Annotated in this window: 11 protein-coding genes; 4 read left to right on the forward strand and 7 right to left on the reverse strand. The window is 70.4% G+C overall.

Translation table 11 applies throughout. From position 1 onward, the window contains the following. Nucleotides 1-62: 62 nt before the first annotated feature. The 4 genes from ACYQ5L_RS21345 to ACYQ5L_RS21360 all read right to left on the reverse strand — a co-directional run bounded on the left by ACYQ5L_RS21345 (nucleotide 63) and on the right by ACYQ5L_RS21360 (nucleotide 18,642). Entirely contained in the window at nucleotides 63-1,055 is a 993-nt protein-coding gene (locus ACYQ5L_RS21345; protein ID WP_459959532.1) for an ATP-binding cassette domain-containing protein, read from the reverse strand. Beyond that, nucleotides 1,052-14,749, reverse strand: coding sequence for an amino acid adenylation domain-containing protein (locus ACYQ5L_RS21350; protein ID WP_459959533.1), 13,698 nt, complete (start codon nucleotides 14,747-14,749; stop codon nucleotides 1,052-1,054). Before ACYQ5L_RS21350 ends, ACYQ5L_RS21345 begins: the two co-directional genes overlap by 4 nt. 349 nt (nucleotides 14,750-15,098) lie before the next feature. Continuing rightward, the gene (gene lnt / locus ACYQ5L_RS21355) at nucleotides 15,099-16,670 is read right to left on the reverse strand and encodes an apolipoprotein N-acyltransferase (RefSeq protein WP_459963494.1); all 1,572 of its coding nucleotides are present in this window, start codon (nucleotides 16,668-16,670) and stop codon (nucleotides 15,099-15,101) included. Between the two features lie 376 nt (nucleotides 16,671-17,046). Next, the gene (locus ACYQ5L_RS21360) at nucleotides 17,047-18,642 is read right to left on the reverse strand and encodes an amidohydrolase (RefSeq protein WP_459959534.1); all 1,596 of its coding nucleotides are present in this window, start codon (nucleotides 18,640-18,642) and stop codon (nucleotides 17,047-17,049) included. A 126-nt stretch (nucleotides 18,643-18,768) separates the two neighbouring features. On the opposite strand from ACYQ5L_RS21360, the gene ACYQ5L_RS21365 reads away from it, so the two are divergent. The 4 genes from ACYQ5L_RS21365 (at nucleotide 18,769) to ACYQ5L_RS21380 (ending at nucleotide 22,948) form a co-directional block, all read left to right on the forward strand. Further along, nucleotides 18,769-19,734, forward strand: coding sequence for an ATP-binding cassette domain-containing protein (locus ACYQ5L_RS21365; protein WP_459959535.1), 966 nt, complete (start codon nucleotides 18,769-18,771; stop codon nucleotides 19,732-19,734). Continuing rightward, nucleotides 19,731-20,564, forward strand: a complete 834-nt coding sequence (locus tag ACYQ5L_RS21370) for an ABC transporter permease (RefSeq protein WP_459959536.1) — start codon at nucleotides 19,731-19,733, stop codon at nucleotides 20,562-20,564. The genes ACYQ5L_RS21365 and ACYQ5L_RS21370 overlap by 4 nt, the downstream gene beginning before the upstream one ends. A 216-nt stretch (nucleotides 20,565-20,780) precedes the next feature. Next, complete coding sequence (gene secY / locus ACYQ5L_RS21375) at nucleotides 20,781-22,100, forward strand: preprotein translocase subunit SecY (protein WP_459959537.1); 1,320 nt, start codon at nucleotides 20,781-20,783, stop codon at nucleotides 22,098-22,100. 14 nt (nucleotides 22,101-22,114) lie between these two features. After that, nucleotides 22,115-22,948: a LuxR C-terminal-related transcriptional regulator gene (locus ACYQ5L_RS21380; RefSeq protein WP_459959538.1), complete on the forward strand. Its 834-nt coding sequence runs from the start codon at nucleotides 22,115-22,117 to the stop codon at nucleotides 22,946-22,948. 11 nt (nucleotides 22,949-22,959) lie between these two features. On the opposite strand, the gene ACYQ5L_RS21385 is transcribed toward ACYQ5L_RS21380, so the two are convergent. The 3 genes from ACYQ5L_RS21385 to ACYQ5L_RS21395 all read right to left on the reverse strand — a co-directional run bounded on the left by ACYQ5L_RS21385 (nucleotide 22,960) and on the right by ACYQ5L_RS21395 (nucleotide 25,512). After that, the gene (locus ACYQ5L_RS21385) at nucleotides 22,960-23,454 is read right to left on the reverse strand and encodes an FxsA family protein (RefSeq protein ID WP_459959539.1); all 495 of its coding nucleotides are present in this window, start codon (nucleotides 23,452-23,454) and stop codon (nucleotides 22,960-22,962) included. A gap of 103 nt (nucleotides 23,455-23,557) precedes the next feature. Next, the gene (locus ACYQ5L_RS21390; protein ID WP_459959541.1) at nucleotides 23,558-24,220 is read right to left on the reverse strand and encodes a response regulator; all 663 of its coding nucleotides are present in this window, start codon (nucleotides 24,218-24,220) and stop codon (nucleotides 23,558-23,560) included. 98 nt (nucleotides 24,221-24,318) lie between these two features. Next, nucleotides 24,319-25,512 carry a sensor histidine kinase gene (locus tag ACYQ5L_RS21395; RefSeq protein WP_459959542.1) on the reverse strand — a complete coding sequence of 398 codons (1,194 nt, stop codon included), beginning with the start codon at nucleotides 25,510-25,512 and terminating at the stop codon, nucleotides 24,319-24,321. Between the last annotated feature and the right edge of the window lie 4 nt (nucleotides 25,513-25,516).

Consider the following 25,516-nt stretch of genomic DNA (forward strand, 5'->3'; position numbering starts at 1 on the left):
AGCCGGGGCGCGGGTGCGCCCGGGCTCGGCCGGTCTGGCCGCGGGATCGGCGGTCAGGGTCGTCACGACAGGATCTCCTCTTGCACGGTGTCGGTGGTGCGGGCGCGTAACTTGCGGTCGGCGGATTTGCCGGTGAGGGACAGGAATACGTCGTCGAGGCTGGGGCGGTGCACCGAGGCGTCGACCACGCAGACGCCGGCGTCGTCGAGCCGGCGCAGCGCCTCCACCATGGTGCGGGTGGAGTCGCCGACCACGATGGTCACCGCGTCCGCGCCCGGATCGTGGCCCGGATCGCCGATGCCGACCCCTGCGAGCACCTGCATGGCGGGTTTGGGATCCTGCCCGGCGGCGAGGGTGACGGTGAGTTTGTCCCCGCCGATGGAGGTCTTGAGTTCGTCGGCGGAGCCGCGCGCGATGACGCGGCCGCGGTCGATGACGGTGATGCGATCGGCGAGGAGGTCGGCCTCCTCGAGGTACTGGGTGGTGAGCAGGACGGTGGTGCCGTCGTCGACGAGTTCGCCGATGACCCGCCACATATCGAGCCGTCCGCGCGGGTCGAGCCCGGTCGTCGGCTCGTCGAGCACCACCACCGGCGGGCGGCACACCAGGGCGCCCGCCAGGTCCAGGCGCCGCGCCATGCCGCCGGAGTAGGTGCCGGCGCGCCGCCCGGCGGCATGGTCGAGGCCGAGGGCGGTGAGCAGTTCGGTGGCGCGGTCGGCGGCGCGTTTGTGGGTCATGCCGTAGAGCCGGGCCACCATGCGCAGGTTCTCGAATCCGGTCAGGTTGGCGTCGATGGCCGCGTACTGCCCGGACAGGCCGAGACGAGTGCGGGCGCGCGCCGGGTTCTCGAGCACGTCGACGCCCGCGATCCGGACCTCGCCCGCGCTCGGGCGTAGCAGGGTGGTGACGATGCGGACCGTGGTGGTCTTGCCCGCCCCATTGGGGCCGAGCAGCCCCATGACGGTGCCGGACGGGATCGCCAGGTCGATGCCGTCCAGCACGCGCACCTTGCCGTAGTACTTGACCAGACCCAGGACTTCCACCGCGAGGCTCATCGGGCGTCCTCCCGCTCGGTGCGGGCGGACCCGTCGGCGCTGTGCCGCAGGAACTCTCGCAGTACCGGGCCGATGACCGACAGCGATTCGGGCGTGGTCATGCCCGAGTGCCGGCAGCGCACCAGCTGATCGTGCACGACGCCGGTGACGTGCGGTTCCCAGGCCGCGGCGCAGCGCTCCGGATCGGCGCGGTTGACCTCGTCCTCGGCGGCGGTGAAGAACAGCAGATCGCCGTCGAAGACGCGCGGGTGGAAGGCATTGGCGAGCATGGCGCCGTCGATGAACCCGCTGTAGATGCGCTCGAGGTGCTCGGTGGTGAGCGCCGCGAACGCGCCGGGCCGGTTGCGCAGCAGCTCCACCGCTTCGTGCAGGTTGATGCGCGGGTCGATATCGGCGGCGTCGCCGAGCAGGTCGCTGCCGAATTCGCCGATGATGTCGGCGATTCCGGGGCGGGCGCGGTCGAGCCATTCATCGGAGAGCCGGAAGCTGTCCATGAGCGCCAGCAGCGCCACCTCGTCGCCGCCCTCCTGCAGCTGTACGGCGACCTCGTGGGCGATGAGACCGCCCAGCGACCATCCCAGCACGTGGTACGGGCCTTCCGGCTGCACCGATTTCATGTGCGCCACATAGTATTTCGCGGCTTCGGCAATGGAGCGGTGGCCTTCTTCCCCGTGCACGTGCGGGGCCTGCAGACCGTAGACCGGCTGCTCGGGCGGCAGCTGGGCCAGCAGTCCGGCGAAGCACCAGGACAGCCCGATGGCCGGGTGGATGCAGAACAGCGGCGGCACCCCGGGTTCATGGATGGGCCGCAGCGGCAGCACCGGTCCCAGCGCCGCGGCCAGGGCGGCGTCGGCGTCGCCGTGCACGTCGGCGAGCCGGCGGGCGATGGCGGCCGGGGTGGATTCGCCGAACATGGCCTGCACGGGCACGTCGATGCCCTCGGCGCGCACGTGCGCGACCACCTTGGTGGCGAGCAGCGAGTTGCCGCCGAGTTCGAAGAACCCGTCGTCCGCGCCGACCTGTTCGACGCCGAGCACATCGGCGAAGGCCCGGCACAGCGCCTCCTCGATGGGCCCGGACGGCGCCCGGTAGCCCTCGCGGGCGGCGAAGACCGGTTCGGGCAGCGCCTTGCGATCCACCTTGCCCACCGGTGAGAGCGGCACCCGCTCCAGCAGCATGATCGATTGCGGGACCATGTAATTGGGCACCAGCTGCGCCACGTGCGTGGTCAGCTGCAGCGGGGTGGGCGCGGTGCCGTTGCGCGGTTTCACATACGACACCAGGGCGGTGGATCCGGCGGCGGTGCGATGGCCAATGGTGGTGGCGAACTCCACCGACGGGTGCTTGGCCAGCGCCGCGTCGATCTCGCCGAGTTCGATGCGGAAGCCGCGGATCTTGACCTGATGGTCGGTGCGGCCCACGTACTCCAGATCCCTGGTGCGGCCGTACTTCTCGACCCACCGCACCAGGTCGCCGGTGCGGTACATGCGTTCGCCGGGCTTGCCGAACGGATTGGCCACGAACTTCTGCGCCGTGAGCCCGGGCCGCCGCAGATAGCCGCGCGCCAGAGCCGCACCGGCCAGATGCAGTTCGCCGGTGACCCCGGCCGGGGTCGGATGCAGACGGCCGTCGAGGACGGACGCGCCGACCCCGCGGATGGGCCCGCCGATGGTGATGTGGCAGCCCGGTGTCATGGGCTGCGAGATGACCGTGACGATGGTGGTCTCGGTGGGCCCGTACACGTTGTAGAACCTGCGGCCGGGCGCCCAGCGGGTGACCAGGTCCGGCGGCAGCGCCTCACCGCCGACGAGTATGTGCCGCAGCGCCGTGACCCCGGTCGGGTCGACGGTCCCGAGCGCGGCGGTGGTGATGAAGGCGTGGGTGATGCCTTCTTCGATGAACACCTGCCCGAGTTCCGCGCCGCCGACGACCCCGGGCGGGGTGATGACGAGGGTGGCCGCGCCGCCGAGCGCGAAGAGCAGGTCGAGCATGGCGGCGTCGAAACTCGGTGTGGCGAAGTGCAGCACGCGGCAGCCGGGCCCGACGTCGAAGCGCTGCGCGGTTTCGGCGGCGAAGTTGGACAGGCCGCCGTGGGTGACGACCACGCCCTTGGGGATGCCGGTGGAGCCGGAGGTGTAGATCACGTAGGCCGGATTGTCCATGCGCAGCGGCGATACGCGTTCGGCGTCGGTGATGGGCGCGTCGGAGGTGGTGAGCACCCGCCGCCGGAACGACGGCGCGTCCAGCACGGTCCAGTTGGCGCCGTCGGGCATGCGCTCGCGGTGCGCGGCCAGGGTGATGCCCACGGCCGCGCCGGAATCCAGCAGCATGTGGCTGATGCGCTGTTCCGGGTAGGTGGGGTCGATGGGCACGAACGCCGCGCCGGCCTTGGCGATGGCCAGCATGACGGCCACCGACTCCGCCGAGCGTGGAATGCCCATGGCGACCAGGGTTTCCGGGCCGACGCCGTAACCGATGAGGACGCGGGCGAGGCGATTGGTCCAGCGGTCGAGGGCGTCGTAGGAGATCTGGGTGCCGCCCGCCCGCACCGCCACGGCTTGGCGGTTGAGGTTGGCCGCGGCCTCGAACACCTCCGGGAAGGTGATGGGCAGCCCGGCCTCCGCGCCGCGCACCGGCGCCAGGGCCGACCATTCGGCGGAGTCCAGGAGTTCCAGATCGCCCACGGCCGTGGCCGGATTCGCGGCGGCGGCGCCGAGCAGCCGCACGAAGCGCCGGGCCAGCCGCTGCGCCGTCGCCTCGTCGAACAGGTCGGCGGCGTAGTTGACGGCCACGGTGATGCCGTCGGGTTCGCGGTTGCGCGTCCAGGATTCGGTCAGCGTGAACTGCAGATCGAATTTGGCGATACCCGGGTCGGCGTCGTCGGCCTCGATGCGCAGGCCCGGCAGTTCGAGCACCCGCAGCGGCTGGTTCTGCACCGACAGCATGACCTGGAACATGGGGTGATGCGCCTGCGAGCGCACCGGATTGAGCACCTCCACCAGGCGTTCGAACGGGACGTCGGCGTGAGCGAAGGCTTCCAGGTCGGTATCGCGCACCGTGCGCAGCAGATCGCCGAAGGCGGCCCCGCTCTCGATCTCGGTGCGCAGCACCAGGGTTCCGACGAACATGCCGACCATCCGGTCGAGCGCGGGATGGCCGCGCCCGGCAATGGGCGTGCCGACGGTGATGTCGTCACTGGCGGTGAGCCGGTGCAGCAGGGCGACCAGCGCCGCGTGCAGCACCATGAACATGGTGACGCCGTGCTCGGCGGCCAGCACCCGCAGTTCGCGGTGGGTGAAGGAGTCGATATCGCATTCGACGATGCCGCCGCGGTAGCTGGGCACCGGCGGGCGCGGGCGGTCGGCGGGCACCGCGAGGAGTTCCGGAATGCCGTCGAGAGCGCGCCGCCAGTAGTCGAGCTGGCGGCTGATGACCGATTCCGGATCGTCCTCACGGCCCAGCACATCTTGCTGCCACATCGTGTAATCGGCGTACTGGATGGGCAATTCGGGCCACTGCGGCGCCTCCCCGCCGGTGTGCGCGCGGTACGCGGCGGCCACATCGGCCGCCAGCGGTTGCAGCGACCAGCCGTCCATGGCGATGTGGTGCACCACCATGACGAGGATGTGCTCGTCGTCCGCGGCACCGGTGACGCGCAGCAGCGCGGCGCGCAGCGGCGCCATGGAGCTGAGATCGAAAGCGGCCGAGGCCAGTCGGCGGATCTCGATGTTCACCTCGGCGGCGCTGACGGTGCGCAGCGGCAGCGAGGCCGCGGCGTCGCTCGGATCGAGCACGTGCTGGCAGGGCTCGCCGTCGATCTCGGGGAAGACGGTGCGCAGCGTTTCGTGCCGGGCCTGCACGGCGTGCAGGGCGGCGCGCAGGGCCGCGATATCGAGCTGCCCGGTGAGCCGCAGCGCGACCGGAATATTGTAGGCGCCCAAGGCTTCTCCGGGATCGCCGGAGGCATTGAACTTCTCCAGGAACCACAGCCGGCGCTGGGCCGCCGACAGCGGGATGCGCTGCGGGCGGGTGCGGCGGCGCGGTTCGGGCCGCAGTTCGGCCGAGCTGGTGCCGGTGTCCAGGGCGGCGGCGAGTCCGGCCACGGTGGGCGCGGCGAACACCGCGCGCACTTCCAGGCGCACACCGGTGGCGGCGGCCAGGCGCGCCACCAATTGCGTGGCCAGCAGCGAGTTTCCGCCGACCTCGAAGAAGCTGTCGTCCGCGCCGAGGGCTTCGGCGCCGACCAGATCGCCCATGACCTCGGCGACCAGGCGTTCGGTCTCGGTCTCCGGATCGCGGGAGACCACCGCCACGACGGCCTGGGGTTGCGGCAGCGCGTCGCGGTCGAGTTTGCCGACCGGGGTGAGCGGGATGTGATCGAGCAGGGTGAAGCTGCCCGGGACCATATGGGCGGGCAGGCGCTGCGCGCAGTGCGCGCGCAGCTCTTCGGGATCGAAGGCGACCGCGGCCGCCTCCCCCACCATGCCGTGCTGGTCGACGCCGCCGAGCTGCACATAGGACACGATGCGCGGGGTGCCCGCGATCTCGCGAACCTCGGTGTGCGCGAACCGGATCGCCGGATGGGCGGTGAGCACGGCGTCGATCTCGCCGAGTTCGATGCGGAAGCCGCGCACCTTGACCTGATGGTCGCTGCGGCCCAGGTACACCAGTTCGCCATCGGCGGTCCAGCGCACCACGTCGCCGGTGCGGTACATGCGCGCGCCCTCGGGGCCGTACGGGTCGGCCACGAACCGGGCGGCGGTGAGCCCGAGCCGGTCGAAATAGCCGCGCGCCGTGCCCTGTCCGCCGACGTACAGTTCGCCCGGGACGCCGACCGGGACCGGTCGCAGCCGCTCGTCGAGAACCAGCGCCCGCGCACCGCGCACCAGGGTGCCGATGGTGACCGGCTGTCCCGGCGTGAGCGCGGCGATGGTGATGACCACGGTGGTCTCGGTGGGCCCGTACCCGTTGAACATGGTGCGGCCGGGCGCCCAGCGCGCCACCAGCTCCGGCCCGCAGGCCTCGCCGCCGACCATGATGGCGCGCAGGTGCGGCAGCGCCCAGCTGTCCCGGTCGATGGTGGCCAGCGCGGCGGGGGTCATGAAGGTGTGGGTGACCTGCTCGGCTTCCATGAGCGCGGCCAGTTCGTCGCCGCCGTAGATATCGGGCGGCACGATGACCATGGTGGCCCCGGAGCCGACGGCGAGCAGCAGATCGAACAGCGCCGCGTCGAAGCTCGGCGAGGAGAAGTGCATGGTGACCGACTCCCGGTCCACCCGCATGCGGTCGCGCAGTTCGTCGGCGAAGTTGGACAGGCCGCCGTGGGTGACGGCCACGCCCTTGGGACGGCCGGTGGACCCGGAAGTGTAGATCACGTACGCCAGGTCCGCGGTCCACAGGGTGGCGGTGCGGTCGGCGTCGGTGATCGGGCCCTCGTCGAGCACCTCCAATTCGTCGAGCAGGGCCGGATTGTCCAGCGGCAGCCATTCGATGATGTGATCGCCGGCGGCGGTGTAGAGCCGGTCCACGAAGTCGCTCATGCTCACCCCGACCCGGCAGCCGGAGTCGGCGAGCATGTGCCGCACCCGATCGGCCGGATAGTTCGGGTCGACCGGCACGAAGGCGGCGCCGGACTTGGCCACGGCCAGCATGGCCAGCACCGATTCCACCGAGCGGGTCAGGCCCAGCGCGATCCGGTCGCCCGGGCCGAGACCGCGGGCGATGAGGGCGCGCGCCAGGCGATTCGAGTACACGTCGGCGTTCTCGTAGCTGAGTTCGGTCTCGCCGGAGCGCAGGAAGATCCGGTCCGGGTTGAGGTGCGCGGTGGCGGCGAAGTACGCGGCCAGACTGCACTGGGGTTCCGGCGCGGGCCCCCAGGCGGGGGTGAGCAGTTCGCGCTCGAGCTCGGTGCGGGCGTCGATATCGCGGATGCGGACCCGCGGATCGGCGGTGACCGCCTCGAAGACCTGCACCAGGCGCTCGGCCAGGGTCTGCACGGTGTCCTGGTCGAACAGTTCGGCGGCGTAGACGAATTCGAAGACCCGATCGCCGGCCTCGCCGGCCGGGGCATTGCGGTCGGCGGGCAGCGCCCGCAGCTCCAGGTCGAACTTGGCCAGCGCGATATCGAGTTCCTCGGCCTGCAACGCCAATCCGGGCAGTTGCAGCGCGGGCAGCGGGGTGTCCTGCACGGTGAGCGCCACCTGCAGGGTGGGCCGTAAGCCGCCGCTGCCGCCGCTGCCGAATTCCTCCACGATGCGTTCGAACGGCACCTCGGCATTGGCCATGGCGGCGAGTTCGGTATCGCGGTCGGCTTGCAGCAGTTCGGCGAAACTGCGGTCCGGATCCACGTCCGAGCGCAGCACCAGGGTATTGACGAACATGCCGACCAGTTCGTCGAGGCGGGTGTCGCTGCGCCCGGCGACCGGTGTGCCGATGACGATGTCACGTCCGCCGGTGACCACGCGCAGCAGCACGGCCAGGGTGGAGCGCAGCATCATGAACAGGCTGACGCCGTGGGCGCGGCCGATATCGTCGAGCTTGCGCTGCAACGCCTCCGGCACCTCGAAGCGGACGGCGCCGGCGCGCTGGGTGGGCTCGGCCGGGCGGGGCCGGTCGTAGGGCAGCGGCATCTCCTCGGGCAGATCCGCCAGGGCGTGCCGCCAGTACGCGAGCTGGGTGGCGGCGACGCTGCCCGGATCGGTTTCCTGACCCAGGATTTCGCGCTGCCACAGGCTGAAATCGGCGTACTGCACCGGCAGTGGCGTCCAGGCCGGGACCGCTCCGCCGAGGCGCGCGGCGTAGGCCACGGCCAGGTCGCGGGTGAGCGGGCCGAGCGACCAGCCGTCGGCGGCGATGTGGTGCAGCACGATGCCGAGCTGATGCCGCCGGTTCCCGGTGCGCAGCAAGGCCATTCGCAGCGGGATGTCGCGGGTCAGGTCGAAGCCGCGCCGGGCCAGCGAGCGCAGCGTGGTGCGGGCGCCGACATCGTCGGTCTCCACGGCCTCCAGCACCGGCAGGCAGCGGGCGGTCTCCAGGACCTCCTGCCGGGCGCCGTGCGCGTCCTCGGGGAAGACGGTGCGCAGCACCTCGTGGCGCTCCACCACGTCGGCGAGGGCGGCCTGCAGGGCCGCGACATCCGGATCGCCGTCGATCCGAAGCACGAAAGCAATGTTGTAGGCGCTGGATTCGGGAGAATATCTATTGAGGAACCACAGGCGCTGCTGCGGCAGCGACAGTGGGATGCGTTCCGGACGCGGGGCATGCACAGCCAGCGCCGCCCGCTGCGTCCGGGGCGCTTCCGCCAGCCGCGCGGCCACCCCGGCCACCGTGGGCGCCTCGAAAATGGCGCGCACCGGCAGCTCCACCCCGAATTCCCCGTGCAGGGCGGCGGTGAGGCGGGTGGCGAGCAGGGAGTTGCCGCCGATCTCGAAGAAGTTGTCCTCCGCGCCGTGCACGGGTGTGCCGAGCACGGCGCCGAAGACCTGCGCGACCTGCTGCTCCAATTCGGTTTCAGGGGCGCGCGAGGGTGCCACGGCCACGAAATCCGGTGCGGGCAGGGCCTTGAGATCCAGTTTGCCGGTCGGGCCGAGCGGCAGCTGCTCGAGCACCGTCAGCGCCGAGGGCACCATGTAGCCGGGCAGGCGGCCGCGCGCGGTGTCGAGCACCGCGGCCAGGTCCAGTTCGGTGTCGGCGGTGAGATAGGTGACCAGGCGCGGGATGCCGCGCTCGTCGTTGTGCACGATGGTGAGCGCGCGGGTGACTCCGGGATGGGAGGCCAGCACATGGTCGATCTCGCGCAGTTCGATGCGGAAGCCGCGGATCTTGATCTGATCGTCGGCGCGGCCCAGGAAGCGCAGCTGCCCGGTGCCGTCGGCGACCACGAGATCGCCGGTGCGGTACATGCGTTCGCCGCGGCGGCCGTGCGGATTGGCCGGGAAGGCCTGTGCGGTGAGCCCGTGCCGGCCCAGGTAGCCGCGGGCCAGGCCGGGACCGGACAGGTACAGCTCCCCCGCCACCCCCGGCGGGACCGGGTGCAGGCGCGGGTCGAGGACGAACAGCCGCATACCGCGCACGGGCAGGCCGATGGGCACCGGCTGCCCCGCGGCCATGGGGCCGGTGGCGGTGGCGGCCACGGTGGCCTCGGACGGGCCGTACATATTGTGCATGCGGCGCGGCGCCGCCGGGGCGGGCCGGGATTCGGGATCGGTCCAGATCCGCACGAGATCCTCGGGGCACGCTTCGCCGCCGACGATGACGGCCTCGAGCGCGGGCAGGTCGTCCGCGGGCACGGTGGCCAGGGCGGCCGGAGTGACGAAGGCGTGGGTGACGCGTTCCGCGCGCAGCAGGGCCGCCAGTTCCGCGCCGCCGAAGATGCCCGCCGGTGCGACCACGATGGTGGCGCCCGCCGCGAAACCGAGCAGCAGCTCGAGCACCGAGGCGTCGAAGCTCGGCGACGAGAAGTGCAGCGTGCGTGCGGAATCGGTGACGTGGAACAGATGCATCTGCTCGTGCGCGAGCGAGGCCAGGCCGGCATTGGTGACGACGACGGCCTTGGGCTTGCCGGTGGAGCCGGAGGTGTAGATGAGATACGCCGGTCCCGCGGTGCGCAGCGGGTGGTGGCGGTCGGCGTCGGTCAGCGGGGTGTCGGGGAACTGCGCGCATTCCTCGGCGAGCTCGGTGGAGCCCACCAGCAGCCAGTCGACATAGGACTTGCGGTGCCGGCCCCGGTTGCCGGGCCAATCCGGCAGGTCCGCACGGCATTCCGCGGTGGTGAGCCCGAGCATGGCGCCCGAGTCGGCCAGCATGTGGGCAATGCGGTCGGCTGGATAGTCCGGGTCGATGGGCACATAGGCGGCGCCGGTCTTGGCGACCGACCACACGGCCAGGATGGATTCCAGGCTGCGCGGCAGGGCGACCGCCACCACCACCTCGGGACCCGCGCCGTGCTCGATGAGCACGCGCGCCAGGCGATTCGAGCGTTCGTCGAGTTCCCGGTAGCTGGTGTCGTGGCCGAGGTAGCGCACGGCCACGTGGTCGGGGACGCGTTCGGCGGTATCGGTGAGCAGCCGGGCCAGGGTGATGGCGGGCTCGGCGGGCGAGCCCATGATGGGCACCAGTTTGGCGGTCTCGCGCGCGTCCAGGATGGGCAGATCGCCCACCGGGACAGCCGGATCGGCGACGGCGGCGGCCAGCACCGCGCCGAAGCGGCGGGCAATGGCCTCGACCGTGGCGTGGTCGAAGACGTCGGCGGCATAACCGAATTCGGCGGTGAGCCCGGCGTCCTCGGCGGCGCCGGGTTCGTGCACGGTCAGTTGCAGGTCGAATTTGGCGACGTCGACCGCCATGGGCAGCACCCGGGCGTGCACGCCGGGCAGCTCCAGGCGCAGTTCCGGACTGCTGTCGTAGGACAGCATGACCTGGAACAGCGGGTGGCGCGCCGCGGAGCGCTCCGGGTTGACGACCTCGACGAGGCGTTCGAAGGGGACGTCGGCATTGGCGAAGGCATTGAGGTCGGTGTCGCGGACCTCGGCGAGCATGCGGTCGAAGCCGGCGGCCGGATCGACGCGGGTGCGCAGCACCAGGGTGTTGACGAACATGCCGACCAGGTCGTCCAGGTCCGGATCGCTGCGCCCGGCAATGGGCGTGCCGATGGCGATATCGGTCGTATTGCACAGGCGCGCAAGGACGGCCGCGAGCGCCGCGTGCAGCACCATGAAGGTGCTGACGCCGCGTTCGGCCGCCAGCGCGGCCAGGGCGCGGCGGGTGTCGGCGGCAATGGTGAACTCGACACGGCCGCCGTCGGTGGAGCGCTGGCGCGGCCGGGGCCGGTCCAGCGGCAGGTCCAGCTGATCGGGCAGATCGGCCAGGGCGGCGCGCCAGTAGGCGAGCTGCCGCGACAGCGCGCTGGCGGGATCGGCTTCGTCGCCGAGCAGTTCGCGCTGCCACAGCGCGAAGTCCGCGTACTGCACCGGCAGTGGCGTCCACTGCGGCGCCCGGCCCTCGGCGCGGGCGGCGACCGCGGCCATGATGTCGCGGGTCAGCGGCGCGATGGACCAGCCGTCACCGCTGATGTGGTGCAGCACCACCAGGAAGACGTGCTTGTCGGGCGCGGTGGCGTAGAGCGCCACCCGGATGGGGGCCTGGCTGCGCAGATCGAAACCGTAGCCGGCGAATTCGCCGGCCAGGGCGAGCACGTCGGCGTCGGTGGCGTCGATGGGATCGAGGGTGAGCGGGATCTCCGCGGCGGGGTGCACCACCTGGCACGGCCCCTGCGGGGTGTCCGGGAAGGTGGTGCGCAGGCTCTCGTGCCGGTCGAGCACGTCGACCAGGCCCGCGCGCAGGGCCGGAATGTCCAGCGGCCCGGTGAGTTCCACCGCCAGGGGCATGTTGTAGGCGGCGGCGTGCTCGGCGAAGCGGTTGAGGATCCACAGCCGCTGCTGGGCCAGCGAGAGCGGTACGTGCGCGGGCCGCTGCGCCGCACCCAGCTTCGGGGAGGCGGCCTCGGCCTGCGGATTGGCCACCCGGGCCGCCAGGGCCGTCACGGTCGCCGATTCGAACAGGTCCCGAATGGTGAGCGCGACCCCGAGCGCGGCATTGACGCGGGCGATGGCGCGGGCCGCGGACAGCGAATTGCCGCCGAGGTCGAAGAAGCTGTCGCCGACGCCGATCTCCGCCACGCCGAGCACCTCGGCGAAGATGGCGGTGAGCTGCCGCTCGGCCTCGGTGCGCGGGCCGGCGGTGGGACGGGCGGGGCGGCGCGCGGCCGTGCCGGGATCGGGCAGGGCCTTGCGGTCCACCTTGCCGTTGGCGCTCAGCGGTAGTTCGTCGAGCACCATGAGCACGGCCGGGACCATATAGCTGGGCAGGGTGCGGCGCAGGCCGGCGGCGAGTTCGGCGGTGTCGAGCGGGCCCGCGCCGGGGGCGGCGACGGCATAGCCGATGAGCTCGTCCCCGCCGCGGCCGTGGCGGGCCACGCAGACGGCGCGGGCGACGCGCCTGTCCGCGAGCAGGGCGTTCTCGATTTCGCCGAGTTCGATGCGCAGGCCGCGGATCTTGACCTGGAAGTCGCTGCGGCCCAGGTATTCCAGCACGCCGGAGCGGCCGCCGCGCCAGCGCACCAGATCACCGGTGCGGTACATGCGGGTGCCCGGGGTGAACGGGTTGGCCACGAAGCGATCGGCGGTCAGGGCGGGGCGGCCGAGGTAGCCGCGGGCCAGCTGCACACCCGCCAGGTACAGCTCGCCCACCACACCCGGCGCGACGGGTTGCAGCCGGGCGTCGAGGACGTAGGTGCGGGTGTTCCAAATGGGCGCGCCGATGGGCACATCGGTGGCGCCGGGCGCGCAGTGCCAGGCGGTCACGTCGACGGCGGCCTCGGTGGGGCCGTAGAGGTTGTGCAGCTGCGGTGCGTCCGGACCGGTGCCGAGGGCGGCGTGGAATTCGGCGACGGTGGCGGCGGGCAGCGCCTCACCGGAGCAGAACACCCGCGACAGGCCGGTGCAGCCCGCGACATCGGTGTCGGTGAGGAAGACCGAGAGCATGGACGGCACGAAATGCGCGGTGGTGACGCCCTTCTCGGCAATGATCCGGGCCAGGTAGCCCGGATCGCGGTGCCCGTCGGGGGCGGCTATGACCAGGCGGGCGCCGATCTGCAAGGGCCAGAAGAATTCCCAGACCGAGACGTCGAAGGTGGAGGGGGTCTTCTGCAGCACGACATCGCCGCCGTCGAGCGGATAGGCGTGCTGCATCCAGCGCAGCCGGTTGACGATGGCGGCGTGGGTGACGCCCACGCCCTTGGGCCGGCCGGTGGAGCCGGAGGTGAAGATGACATAGGCCAGGTGGTCGGCGCGCAGCGGGGCGCGGCGGTCGGCGTCGGTGACCGGACGGCGCGAGCGCTCGGCCAGGTCGGCGGTGTCGATATCGAATCTGTCTGCCGCCGCGGGCAGTTCGACCTCGTCGCGGGTGGTGCTGAGCACGCACAGCGGCCGGGCCTGGTCGAGGATGGCCTCGATGCGGTCGGCCGGGTGGTCGGGATCGATGGGCAGATAGGCCGCGCCCGCCTTGACGATGGCGTACATGCCGATGAGCAGATCGAGGCTGCGGCGGATGGCCAGGCCGATCAGGGTATCCGGCCCGGCGCCGCGGTCGATGAGCTCGCGCGCCAGGCGATTGGCGTGCTCGTCGAAGGCGGCGTAGGTGAGGGTGCGGCCCTCGAAGTCCAGCGCGGTGCGGCTGGGGCACATGGCGGCGCGGTCGGCGAACAGGCCGGCCAGGGTGCCCTCCTGGCGGGCCACCTGAGTCGAATTCCATTCGTGCAGGACGCGTTCGCGCTCCAGGTCGGTGAGCACCGGCAGATCGCCGACGGCGTCCTGCGGGGAGGCGCGCAGGAACCGGTCCAGGAAGTCCAGGAACCGGCCGTGGTGCATGGTCAGCTCGGCATCGCCGTACAGGCGCGGATTGGCCTCGAAGTCGATGTGGATGCGGTTGCCGACGCCGTTGTAGAGGTTGATGGACAGATCCTCGACCGGCCCGGTGGAGAGCACGTTGAGCGAGCCGACCAGGCTGCCGAACTTCAATTCGCTGTGGAACAGCATGAGATTGACCATGGGCCCGAAGAAGCCGCGGGCGTCACGGGAGTAGCCGCAGTCGCGGCGGATATCGTCGCTGCGGTAGCGCTGGTGCCGCAGCGCGCCGGTGATCTGCAGTTCCACCGCGCGCACGGTGTCGGCGACGGTGGCCGCGCCGCCGAACCGTACGCGGATGGGCACCACATTCGACACCACGCCGGCGGAGCGGCGCAGCGCCACGGTGGTACGGGCCGAGACCGGCAGGCTCAGCACCACGTCCTGAGTGCCGGTGACCGCGCGGACGTAGCAGGCCAGGGCCGCCACCACCAGCGCGGGAGTGTTCGAACCATAAGTGGTCGCGGCCGCGACGAGGGCGGCCTCGACCTGTTCGCCGAGGACGGCGGTGGCGCTGCGGCGGCCGGCGTCGGAGGCGGAGCCGATGACGCCGGCGCTGGAGAGCGTCAGCGGTTCGGCCGCGCCCTCGAGCTGTTCGCGCCAGTATTCGGCGTCGGCGCGGCAGCGGCTGGTCTCGTGGTAGCGGCTCTCCTCGGCATAGATGGCGGCCAGCGGCGTGGCGCGGGAGACGACCGGTTCGGTCTGGTTCTCCAGCGCGGTGTAGATCTCGGCGGCGCGGGTGGTGGCGTTCATGGCGCCGTAGCCGTCGATGACGATGTGGTGGCCGCGCGTGTACCAGATGTAATCCGAATCCCCGGTGCGCAGTACCACATTGATGGTGAGCGGATCGTGCTCGATATCGATGGGCGAGCTGGCGTGATCGTTCATCCACGCCAGGGCCGCCGCCCGCGGATCCGGTTCCCCGCGCAGGTCGATGCGCGCCCAGCCGGGCCGCCAGGTCGGATCCACCACCTGGTGCGGCACCCCGTCGATCTCCAGCAGCCGGACGTGCCCGACCTCGGTCTCCGAGCCGAAACGCTCGATGGCGTACAGCAATCGGCCGACATCCAGATCACCGTGGATCTCCACGTACTGCGCGATGGTGAGCGGAATGTCGGGCCTGATGCGTTGGGCGTACCAGAGTGCCGATTGCGCGGGCGAGAGCGCGAAAGGTTGAGCCGAAAATTCACCCGAAGAACATTGGTCGACACGGTCCGTGGCCAATGAACTCATCAATCACTCCGTTCTGCCGCTGTTGACGCAACTCCCCGAGCCCCAAATACCCCGAACCCTGTGGTCTTTTCGAAGGACCACTCCGGCTTTCGCGCACGCGCGAGCCGTAGGACGTGACCCACGCCCTATGATTCGGAGCATCCCGCCGACTGGATCGGTGGTGATCTCGAGTTGTCCGGCAACGAACGTCGTTGGCGGAGCGCAGTATTAGATAGCTACCTCGCGGCAAACTTCACGAAGCTCGCTTAATTCGCATAGACAACCGCAGGAAACTCGGACATTTGGGGCACACAGAAAAGCTTGGCAATGCTTCGGCGAATCGCGATTGCCCGAAGCTGGACGGCCCTCGTCACACGTCCTGGTCGGTCGGTTTGGCAGGGGTACGCGTCCGCCGCCGAATCGCCGCCGCCACAGCGGCAGCCGCGGCAAGGATACACAAGACCGCCTCCGGCGCGGGGCCGATCCGGGTCGCGAGTGTCGTGTCGGTGCGCAGCGGCAGCTCCGCTACCAGCGCCGCGGGGACGAACTGCTCGGTCTGCTGCCGGATGGTCCCGTCCGCGGTGATGATGGCGCTGACGCCGGTGGTCACCGAGACCACCACGGCGCGACCGTGCTCCACCGCGCGCACCCGGGACATGGCCAGCTGCTGAAAGGTCATCTCCGAATCGCCGAAGGTGGCGTTGTTGGAGGGGACGGTGAGAATCTGCGCGCCGGCCCGCAGGGCGTCCTCGAAGGCGCGGTCGAAGGCCACCTCGTAGCAGGTCGCGACGCCGATCGGCACCGGCGCGCCGCCGGTGGCCGGCTGCGCGTGCACCACGCCGTCGCCCTTGCCGGGCACGAAATAGCCTGCGCGGTCCGCGTATTCGGAGAACAGCCGGAAGAACGAGCGCATGGGAAGGTACTCGCCGAAGGGCTGGATGATCTTCTTGTCGTGCCGCTCCCCCGGCCCGTCCGCGCCGTTCCACACGATGACCGAATTGGTGGTGGTGTCGTCATCGTTGACCAGGACCGCGCCGACCAGGATGGGCGCCTTCACATCCCGGGACGCCTTGGTGATGAGGGCGGCGGCGTCGGCATTGCGCAGCGGGTCGATATCGGAGGAGTTCTCCGGCCAGATGACCACATCCGGCTGGGGGGTCCGCCCGGCCGCGATATCGGCGGCGAGTTCCTCGGTGCGCTTGACGTGATTGTCGAGAACCGCGCGGCGCTGGGCATTGAAGTCCAGTCCCAGGCGCGGCACGCTGCCCTGGATCGCGGCGACCGTGATCGGCCGGTTGCCGTCCTCCGGGCCGGGCAGCGCGGTCCGGAGGATCACTCCGGTGAGGGGAACTATAGCCACAAGCATTGCCGCAGCAACAATCCGGTACCACGATGTGAGATGCCGGGCTTCCGATCTGGGACTTTTCTCCCGCATGATCGCCAGCAACCACACCGCGAGCGCCGCGATCCCGGTCCCCGTCAATGCCACGACGAAACTCACCAGGGGCGCGCCCCCGAGCATGGCGTAGGGCAGATACCACCCGTCGGATTGCCCGAAAGCCAGCTTCCCCCAAGGAAATCCCCCGAACGGAAAACTGGCCCGAATCCATTCCGTCAGCGACCAGCAGGCCGCCACCCACAATGGCCATCCCGGCAACCCGCCCACCAGTCGCGCCAGCGCCCCGAAAAGCCCGACATAAACGGCACACACGGCAGACAAAGCCAGCCACGGCACCGGCCCCACATAAATCCCGGTCCACGGCAGCAAGGGCAGGAAGAACCCCAGCCCCGCGATCATCCCGTACCCGAAACCCCCACGCAGACGACCGTTTCCGCGCACCACGAGGGTGAAAATGGCGATCCCGATCGGCGCGAGGAACCACAGCGTCCGCGGCGGGAAACTGGCGAACAGCAGGAGCCCGGCGACCACCGCCGCCAGCATGCGAGTGATCACTGGATGATCGGCCACGAATACGGTCGTCCGCGCGCCCCGGCTCCACTGCGCTGGATTCGCGTCGTTTCCCACGCCCGCGCCTTTCGCCTCGCCCGCGCCTTCCACCGTAGAAGTGGCGTTCAGCGCGGGAGCATCACTGCGCGCGTGGCGCTGCCCGACCGGCTTCTCTGCCGCCGCAGCGGCATTCGCGTCATCCACGGACGGTCGGCTCGCACCAGCGGTCTCCGGAGCGTCATCGGCACCGCCGGTGGCTGGGGCAGCGTGCGCGACAGCCGGGTCGGCGGCCGGGCCCGCGGCATCCGGCTCGAGGTGGTTTCCCGAGAGTTCGGAAGTGACTGCCGCAGCGGAGTTTTCGGGGTGGGACTCAGGCTTCATGGATGACGGCCCCACGGTGCACGGTGCGCAGGCAGCGCGGGAGGGTGGCGTCCGGGGTGAGCGGGGGGAGGCCGGGGACGCGGGAGCGGGGGTCGGTGGACCAGCGCTGGACGGTGTCGGCGGCCGCGGCGACGACGAGGTCGTCGGCTTCCCAGACGGCGTAGGTGGCGGGGGCGCCGGGGACGAGGGTGCCGATCTGGCCGTCGCGCAGTCCGCCTGCGCGCCAGGCGCCTCGGGTGGCGGCGGTGAAGGCGGCGCGCGGGGAGATCTGGTGGCCGGGGGTGCGGTGATTGGCGGCGGCGCGGACCGCTTCCCAGGGGTTGAGCGCCGTCACCGGGGCGTCGGAGCCGATGGCGAGGGAGACGCCCGCAGCGGCCAGGGCCGCGAAGGGGTTGAGGGTGGCGGCGCGGTCGGGGCCGAGGCGGGTGGCGTACATGCCGCCGGGACCGCCCCAGGTGGCGTCGAAACCCGGCTGGACACTGGCGATGACGCCCCATTCGGCGAGTTTGGCGATCTGATCGGGGTCGACCATTTCGGCGTGTTCGAGGCGGTGACCGCGGGCGGCGAAGGCCGGACCGCCGACCTGGGCGACGACGCGCTCGAAGCCGGTGACGACCGTGTCCATGGCGGCGTCGCCGATGACGTGGAAGCCGGTCTGGATGCCCGCTTCGGTGCAGGCCAGCACGTGGGCGGCAATGGCGTCGGCATCGAGGTAGGAGTTGCCGGTGGTGTCGCGGTCGGCATAGGGCGCGCGCAGCCGGGCGGTGCGCGAGCCGATGGAGCCGTCGACGAACAGATCGCCGCCCAGGGCGTGCACGCCGAGTTCCTTCACCAGGGCGCGGGCCTCGTCGGCGGTGCGCACGGCCTGACCCCAGTAGGCGCGCACCTCGACGCCGTGCGAGAACGCCAGCAGTTCCCGGATATCGGTCTCACCGGAGATCTCCGGGCCCGCGCATTCGTGCACGGCCGCAATGCCATTGGCGGCCGCGTGGTCGAGTGCGGCCCGGCGCGCCCGCTCGCGCTGCGCGAAGTCCAAGGCCCCCAGGGCGGCTGCCCGGGCCCGGTGGTGCGCTTCGGCGCGCAGGGGTTCGCCGCGGGTGAAGCCGTGTGCCGCGGTGATTCCCGGCACGGCCTCCAGCAGCGGCGTCGATACGGCCGCCGAATGCGCGTCCACCCGAGCCAGATACACGATGCGGCCGGGTGCGGCGGCGTCGATCTCCGCGGGGGTCGGCGGGCGGCCTTCCGGCCAGGCGGTCTCGTCCCAGCCGTCGCCGAGGATCGCGCCGTCGGGCTGCGCGGCGGCGTGCGCGCGCAGCAGCTCCAGGCATTCGGTCAGTGAACGCGCCTGCGCCAGATCGAGTCCCGTGAGTTTGAGTCCCAGCGCGGTGACGTGCACGTGCGGGTCCACGAAGGCGGGTGCGACGAAGGCCCCGTTCAGGTCGATGACCTCCGCGTCCGGATGCAGCGCCCGCCCCGGCCGTTCCAGCCCCACCCACACCACGGTCCCGTCGGTCACCGCCATGGCAGTGGCATCGGGATTGCTCGAACTGTAGATACGGCCGCCGACCAGCAACTGGGTACTCACGGCCACCCAGTCTGCCTGACCGCGCGTGCCGGCTCCCAACCGCCCGCATTCGCACTGGCAAGAGATCTCTGTACTTTGTAATCTATTTAGCGATTGCTGTACTTTGTATAGAGTTTGGAGGCGGGGATGAGCAGCGTAATCGTCTGTGACCAGGTCCGGAAGCGATATGGCGGCGCCGCGGCGCTGGACGGCTTCGATCTGACCGTGCCGGAGGGAGTGGTGTACGGGCTGCTCGGCCCGAACGGGGCGGGCAAGACCACCGCGGTCCGCATCCTGACGACCCTCACGCGACCGGATTCCGGGCGGGTCGAGGTCGCCGGATTCGACGCGCTCGCCCGGCCGGCGCGGGTGCGGGAGCGGATCGGCCTGGTCGGCCAGCACGCGGCCCTGGACGAGGTGCTGTCGGGGCGGCAGAACCTGGAGATGTTCGGGCGGCTGCACCACCTCGGCGCGGCGGGTGCGCGGCGGCGCGCGGCGGAGCTGCTGGAGTGGTTCGGGCTCGCCGATACCGGCGACAAGGCCGTCCAACAGTATTCGGGCGGCATGCGGCGGCGGCTCGATCTGGCGGCGAGTTTCCTTGTGGCGCCGGCGGTGCTGTTCCTCGACGAGCCGACCACCGGGTTGGATCCGCAGAATCGCACTCAGGTGTGGCAGGCGGTGCGCAATCTGGTGGCCGCGGGCACCACGGTGCTGCTGACCACGCAATATCTCGAGGAAGCCGATCAGCTCGCCGCGACGATATCGGTGCTGAACCACGGCCGGGTGATCGCGACAGGCAGTCCGGCACAGTTGAAGTCGCGCATGGGCGGGGACCGGATCGACATCGTGGCGCACGATGCGGCCGATCTGAGCGCGGCCACTTCCCTGCTGCGCGAACATCTTCGGAGCGAGCCGATGGTCGATCTCGCCGCCCGGCGGGTCAGCGCCGCCGTGGACGATCCGGTGACCGCGCTCGCCGATATCGCCTACGCGCTGCGGGACGCCCGCATCCCCATCGAGGATCTCGCGCTGCGCCGCCCGACACTCGACGAGGTCTTCCTGCATCTGACCGGCGCGTCCACCGACCACATTGCCCAGGAGGCCCGCGCATGATCGGCACTGCCGCAACCGTTTCCACTGCGTCCCTGCACCGCCTGCGGTGGGCGATCTCCGATGCGATCACCATTGCCCGGCGCGAGCTCGCGCACTGGCGGCGTCAGCCCGGCGTCGTCATCGCCAACACCCTGCTGTTCCCGATCATGATCGTGCTCATGTTCGGCTACCTGCTCGGCGGCGCCATGACGGTGCCGGGCGGCGGCGACTACCGGGAGTTCCTGCTGCCGGGCATGTTCGCCATGACCATGGTGTTCGGCATCGGCACCACCATGGTGGCGGTGAGTTCCGATGCCGCGCGCGGCATTACCGACCGCTTCCGTTCGATGCCCATGTCGGCCTCGGCGGTCCTGGCCGGGCGGGCCGTCGCCGATATGCTGAATTCCGCCATCGCCCTGGTCGTCCTGCTGGCCTGCGGCCTGGCCGTCGGCTGGGCGCCGCATCGCGGCCCGGGACCGACCCTAGCCGCGGTCGGGCTGCTCTTGTTGCTGCGCTTCGCATTCCTGTGGGTCGGCGTCTATCTCGGCCTGCTCACCTCTGCGAATCCGGAAGCGGTGACCGCGGTGCGCACCTTCGAATTCCCGCTCGGTTTCCTCGCCAACCCGTTCGTCGCCACCGCCACCATGCCGGCGTGGCTGGGCGTCATCGCCGCGTGGAATCCCTTGTCCGCCACCGTCACCGCGACCCGTGAGCTGTTCGGCAACCCGACCGGCGAGGATGCGTCCTGGATCGCCGATCACGCGCTGCTGATGGCGGTGGTCTGGCCGGTGCTGCTGATCGCGATCTTCCTGCCGCTGTCGGTGCACCGGTATCGCCGTCTCGGCGACTGATCCCGCTGCGATGGGCCGGGCGCCCACTCGGCGCCCGGCCCGCGAAAGACCCTGGCAGCGATCCGGTTTCCCTCCATTGGGGGAGATCGAAGTCCGCCTCGCGGCCGACGTGCAGGGTACACACATTTCCCTACCGTTCGAGTGGCATAAGGCGCGGCTCCCCTTCTCGCGGAATGCGCGCTTGTCCATCACTCGTGTCAGTTGTCGGGAGGAACCGTGCTATCCGCCTTCGTATCGGCATTCCGGGTACCGGACTTACGGCGGAAGATTCTGTTCACCCTGGGACTGCTCGGGCTCTATCGCCTGGGGGCGGCGCTGCCCTCCCCCGGTGTCGACTACCCGGCGGTTCGCCGGTGTGTGGACCTCGTATCCGGTGGTGAGTCCGCGGGCATCTATCAGCTCATCGATCTGTTCTCCGGCGGCGCCATGCTGCAGCTGTCGGTGTTCGCGATCGGCGTCGTGCCGTTCATCACGGCCAGCATCATCACGCAGCTGCTGACCGTCGTGATCCCCCGCTTCGAGGAATTGCGCAAGCAAGGACACTCCGGTCAGGCCACGATCGCGCAGTACACCCGCTATCTCGCAATGGCATTGGCGGTGTTGCAGGCGTCGGCGCTGGTGGCGCTGGCCGCGCGTCGTCAGCTGCTGCGCGGGTGCCCCGAGGACATTCTGGCCGACACCTCGCCATTGGGCATGGCGGTCGCCGTGCTGGTCATGGTGGCGGGCGCGGCGGTGGTCATGTGGATCGGCGAGCTGATCACCGATCGCGGCATCGGCAACGGCATGTCGCTGCTCATCTTCACCGGCATCGCGGCGCGAATTCCGAGCCAGGGCAGGTCGATACTCGACAGCCAGGGCGGGCCGGCCTTCACCGCGGTCTGCGGCGCGCTGGTCCTGCTGCTGGTCGCGATGATCTTCGTCGAGCTGGGCCAGCGCCGGATTCCCGTGCAGTACGCCAAGCGTGTGGTGGGTCGCAAGCTGTACGGCGGTTCGTCGACCTACCTGCCGTTGAAGGTGAATCAGGCGGGCGTGATCCCGGTGATCTTCGCATCCTCGATGCTGTATCTGCCGAACCTGCTGGCGCAGTTCACCCGCAATGGCGACGGCGCCACGGCACGGTGGCAGGAGTTCATCCAGAAGTATCTGGTCAGCCCGGCCAACCCGGTCTATGTCGTCACCTATTGCGCGCTGATCGTGTTCTTCAGCTACTTCTATGTGGCGATCACTTTCGATCCCCGGGAGCGCGCGGAGGAGATGAAGAAGTTCGGCGGCTTCATCCCGGGCTATCGCCCCGGGAAGCCCACCACCGACTATCTGAACCATGTTCTCGTCCGGGTCACTCTGCCCGGCTGCCTGTATCTGGGTGCGGTCGCGGTGTTGCCGGGCCTGATACCGCAGTTCGGCGGCGCGGGCGCGGCCCAGAACCTGATGTTCGGCGGTACGTCGGTGCTGATCGTGGTGAGCGTCGGGCTGGACACGCTCAAACAGGTGGAAGGCCAGCTGATGAACAGGAATTACACCGGGTTCCTGCGCTGATACGGTCGACGATCATGGACCTGACACCGTCCACCCGCGCCCTGCTCCGGGTACTGCCGTCGCTGCTGCTCGCCATCGCCGCCATCACGCTGCCGACCGGGTACGCGCATGCCGCCGCTCCGGTCACCGGGCGGATCGGCGCGGTGGAGCCGGCCGATATCCGCACCGCCGACCCGAATTCGGCGATCTCGGTACTGCTGGCCGACGATCACGTCGTGTTCCGCACGGGTATGCGGGCCGTGATCGGCGCCCATCCCGATATCGACTGTGTCGCGGAGGCGCCCGACACCCGCACCGCCCTGACGGAAATCGCGCGGCTACGGCCCGATGTCGCGATCCTCGACCTGGACATGCCCGGCCTGGGCGATACGACCGTCGTGGACACGGTGGCGGCGCTCAGCGGGCGGACCCGGATCCTGACGCTCGCCGCCACGGAGACCGAGGAAAACCTCTATCGCGCACTGCGACTCGGCGCGAGCGGGTTCCTCACCAGGTCGCTGCCGTCCGAGGATCTGATCGCCGCCATCCGGACCGCCGCGCGCGGCGACGCGCTGATCGACCCCCAGTTGACCCGCCGCTTGATCGGCCGGTTGACCGGCGGCGTCGAACCGTTCACCGCCGCACCGGAAATCGATACGCTCACCACGCGTGAGTATCAGGTCCTGCTATTGCTGGCCAAGGCGCACACCAATCCCGAGATCGCCCGCGCGCTGGGCATCGGCGAGCAGACGGTCAAGACCCACGTGTCGAATGTGCTGGCCAAGCTCGGCGTCCGTGATCGCGTGCATGCCGTCGTCTACGCCTACACGCGCGGCATCGTGCCCCGGGAGCCGCAGGGTCTCGCGTAAACCGTTGGGTATCAGTTCGGGTCGATCATGCGGCGGGCCGTGCCCTGGCCGTCGTCGTAGTACTCGGTCACGACGGTGGCGTCGATGATGTCGCCGTCCGGGTCGATGACCACATGGCGCGCGCCGAAGGGGCCGACGGCCGTGGCGACGCGGTTGAGGCGGCGCGCGGCGAAGGCCGCGACGGCCGGGCGCAGCAGGAAGCGGGTCGGCGGGGCCAGGGCCAGCAGGCCCACGAACGAGGTGAGCAGGCCCGGGATGAACATGAGCATCGCGCCCACCGTCACCAGCGCGCCGTCGGCGACGGCCGTGCTGGGTTCGATCTCGCCGCGCGCCGCCTTGCGGAAGCCTTCGAAGACGCGCCGCCCCTGCGAGCGCACCAGGATCAGGCCGGCGGCCGAGCCCGCGATGAGCAGCAGGATGGTCGGGAACACGCCGATGAGGTTGCCGACCAGCACCAGGGTGGCGATTTCCGCGACGAAGTAGGCGAGGAACAACAGGGCAGGCATTGCACGATCCTTTCGATCGATCTACCTGGGTAACGCCGCGACTACCAGAATTTCTCCCGAATGAGGGATCTCTCACGGAAAACTCAGCCGCGGCGGTGCGAGTTCAGGCGCTGCCCGGACGGACCAGGCCGGTTTCGTAGGCCAGGACCACGGCCTGCACACGGTCGCGCAGGCCCAGTTTGGTGAGGACCCGGCCCACATGCGTCTTGACGGTCGCCTCCGACAGGAACAGCTCACCGGCGATCTCGGCATTGGACCGGCCCGCCGCAATGTGCTCGAGCACCTCGCGCTCGCGGGCGGTGAGCACCTCCAGGACCGAGGGATCGCGGCCCTCGGCCGGATCGTCGGCGATGAGACGGTCCAGCAGGCGTTTGGTGACCTTCGGGGAGACCACGGCGTCACCGGCGGCGACACTGCGGATGGCGGAGATGAGGTCCTCGGGCGGGGTGTCCTTGAGCAGGAACCCGCTGGCGCCCGCGCGCAGCGCGCCCAGGGCGTGTTCGTCGAGGTCGAAGGTGGTCATGACGAGAACGCGGCTGCCGCAACCGGATTCGATGATGGATGCGGTGGCGGTCACGCCGTCGGTGACCGGCATGCGGACATCCATGAGCACCACGTCGGGCCGCAATTCGGTGGTGCGGGCAATGGCGGCGGCGCCATTGTCGGCCTCGCCGATCACCTCGATGTCGGGGTGCGCGCCGAGCACCATCTTCAATCCGGCGCGCATGAGTTCCTGGTCGTCGACTACGAGAACGGTGATCGGCACGTCCCTCACCCTATCGGGCGCAGTCGGCGTAGCCGTTCCTTAGTCTGCGCATGGCCGCAGCGAAGGCGGAGGTACGCCTATCGGCCAGCGTTCAGTGGTTATTCGTCGGTAATTCGCCGCAGCGGGATGGTGGCGCGCACCGACCAGCCGCCATCGGGGCGGCGGCCGGTGGACAGGGTGCCGCCCAGGACCGCCATGCGTTCGCGCATGCCGACCAGGCCCAGACCACTGCCGGGGATGCGGTTGTTCGGACCGGGCGGATCGGTGGTGCCCAGGCGGGCGACGGGCGCGCCGGAGTCCGCCACCTCGATGAGGATGTCTTCCTCGCGGCGGGCCACCCGGACCTCGGCGCGCGGGTCCGGACCGGCGTGGCGCAGGGTATTGGTGAGCGACTCCTGCACGATGCGATGGATGCCGAGGCTGACTTCTGGCGTGACGGCGTCGATTTCGCCGCTGAGTTCCAACGACACCTGCAATCCGGCGCTGCGCATCATGTCGATGAGCTTGGCGATGCCGGCGGTGCCGTGCTGCGGGAGTTCCTCGGGGGCGTGCTCGCTGCGCAGCAGCTCCACGGTGCGGCGCAGTTCGCGCAGGGCCTCGCGGCCGGTGCCGGCAATGGTGGTCATCGCCTTCTCGGCGGTGTCGGGATCGTGCCGGAGTGCGTAGCGGGCCCCGTCGGCCTGCACGATGATGACGCTGACCGCGTGCGCGACCACATCGTGCAGTTCGCGGGCGATGCGAGTGCGCTCGGCGGCGACGGCGTCGTGGGCGCGGCGCTCGCGGTCGTAGTCGGCGACCGCGAGGCGGGCGGCGACCTCGGTGTCGTAGGCGTGACGGGCGCCGATGAACTCGGCGAGGGTCCAGCACAGCGCGTAGTACAGGACGGTGAAGGCGATGTCGTTGCCGTCGGGCGTGCCGATCAGCCAGCGGGCCAGCACGCCGTCGACGAACAGCGCGACCACATAGAGGAGCCCCTCGCGGCGGCCCACATAGGCGACCAGGGTGTAGAGCATGATGCCCAGGCCCAGCAGCGCCGGATGCACCGATTCGTCGAAGAATCCCCAGTGCACGACGGTGGCGCAGGTGGAGACGAGGAACACCGCCAGGGCGGCGGCCCGGGGGTAGGTGCGGCGGAAGATGATCGGCAGCGGCAGCAGCACGCTGAACACCAAATAGGTGATCTTGGACTTGCTTTCGCCCATGGCGAGCACATCGATGGCGAGCAGGGCCAGGGCCAGCATCGAATCGGAGACCAGCGGCCTGTCCCGCAGCCACAAACTGAACCGGCGCACACGA

The organism is Nocardia sp. IFM 10818 (assembly GCF_054655275.1).

Excerpts from the sequence above, each read along its gene's own strand:
- ACYQ5L_RS21380 (WP_459959538.1), top strand. The coding sequence starts at position 22,115 with ATGGACCTGACACCGTCCACCCGCGCCCTGCTCCGGGTACTGCCGTCG.
- ACYQ5L_RS21345 (WP_459959532.1), bottom strand. The coding sequence starts at position 1,055 with ATGAGCCTCGCGGTGGAAGTCCTGGGTCTGGTCAAGTACTACGGCAAG.
- ACYQ5L_RS21385 (WP_459959539.1), bottom strand. The coding sequence starts at position 23,454 with ATGCCTGCCCTGTTGTTCCTCGCCTACTTCGTCGCGGAAATCGCCACC.
- ACYQ5L_RS21370 (WP_459959536.1), top strand. The coding sequence starts at position 19,731 with ATGATCGGCACTGCCGCAACCGTTTCCACTGCGTCCCTGCACCGCCTG.
- ACYQ5L_RS21350 (WP_459959533.1), bottom strand. The coding sequence starts at position 14,749 with ATGAGTTCATTGGCCACGGACCGTGTCGACCAATGTTCTTCGGGTGAA.
- lnt (WP_459963494.1), bottom strand. The coding sequence starts at position 16,670 with ATGCTGGCGGCGGTGGTCGCCGGGCTCCTGCTGTTCGCCAGTTTCCCG.
- ACYQ5L_RS21365 (WP_459959535.1), top strand. The coding sequence starts at position 18,769 with ATGAGCAGCGTAATCGTCTGTGACCAGGTCCGGAAGCGATATGGCGGC.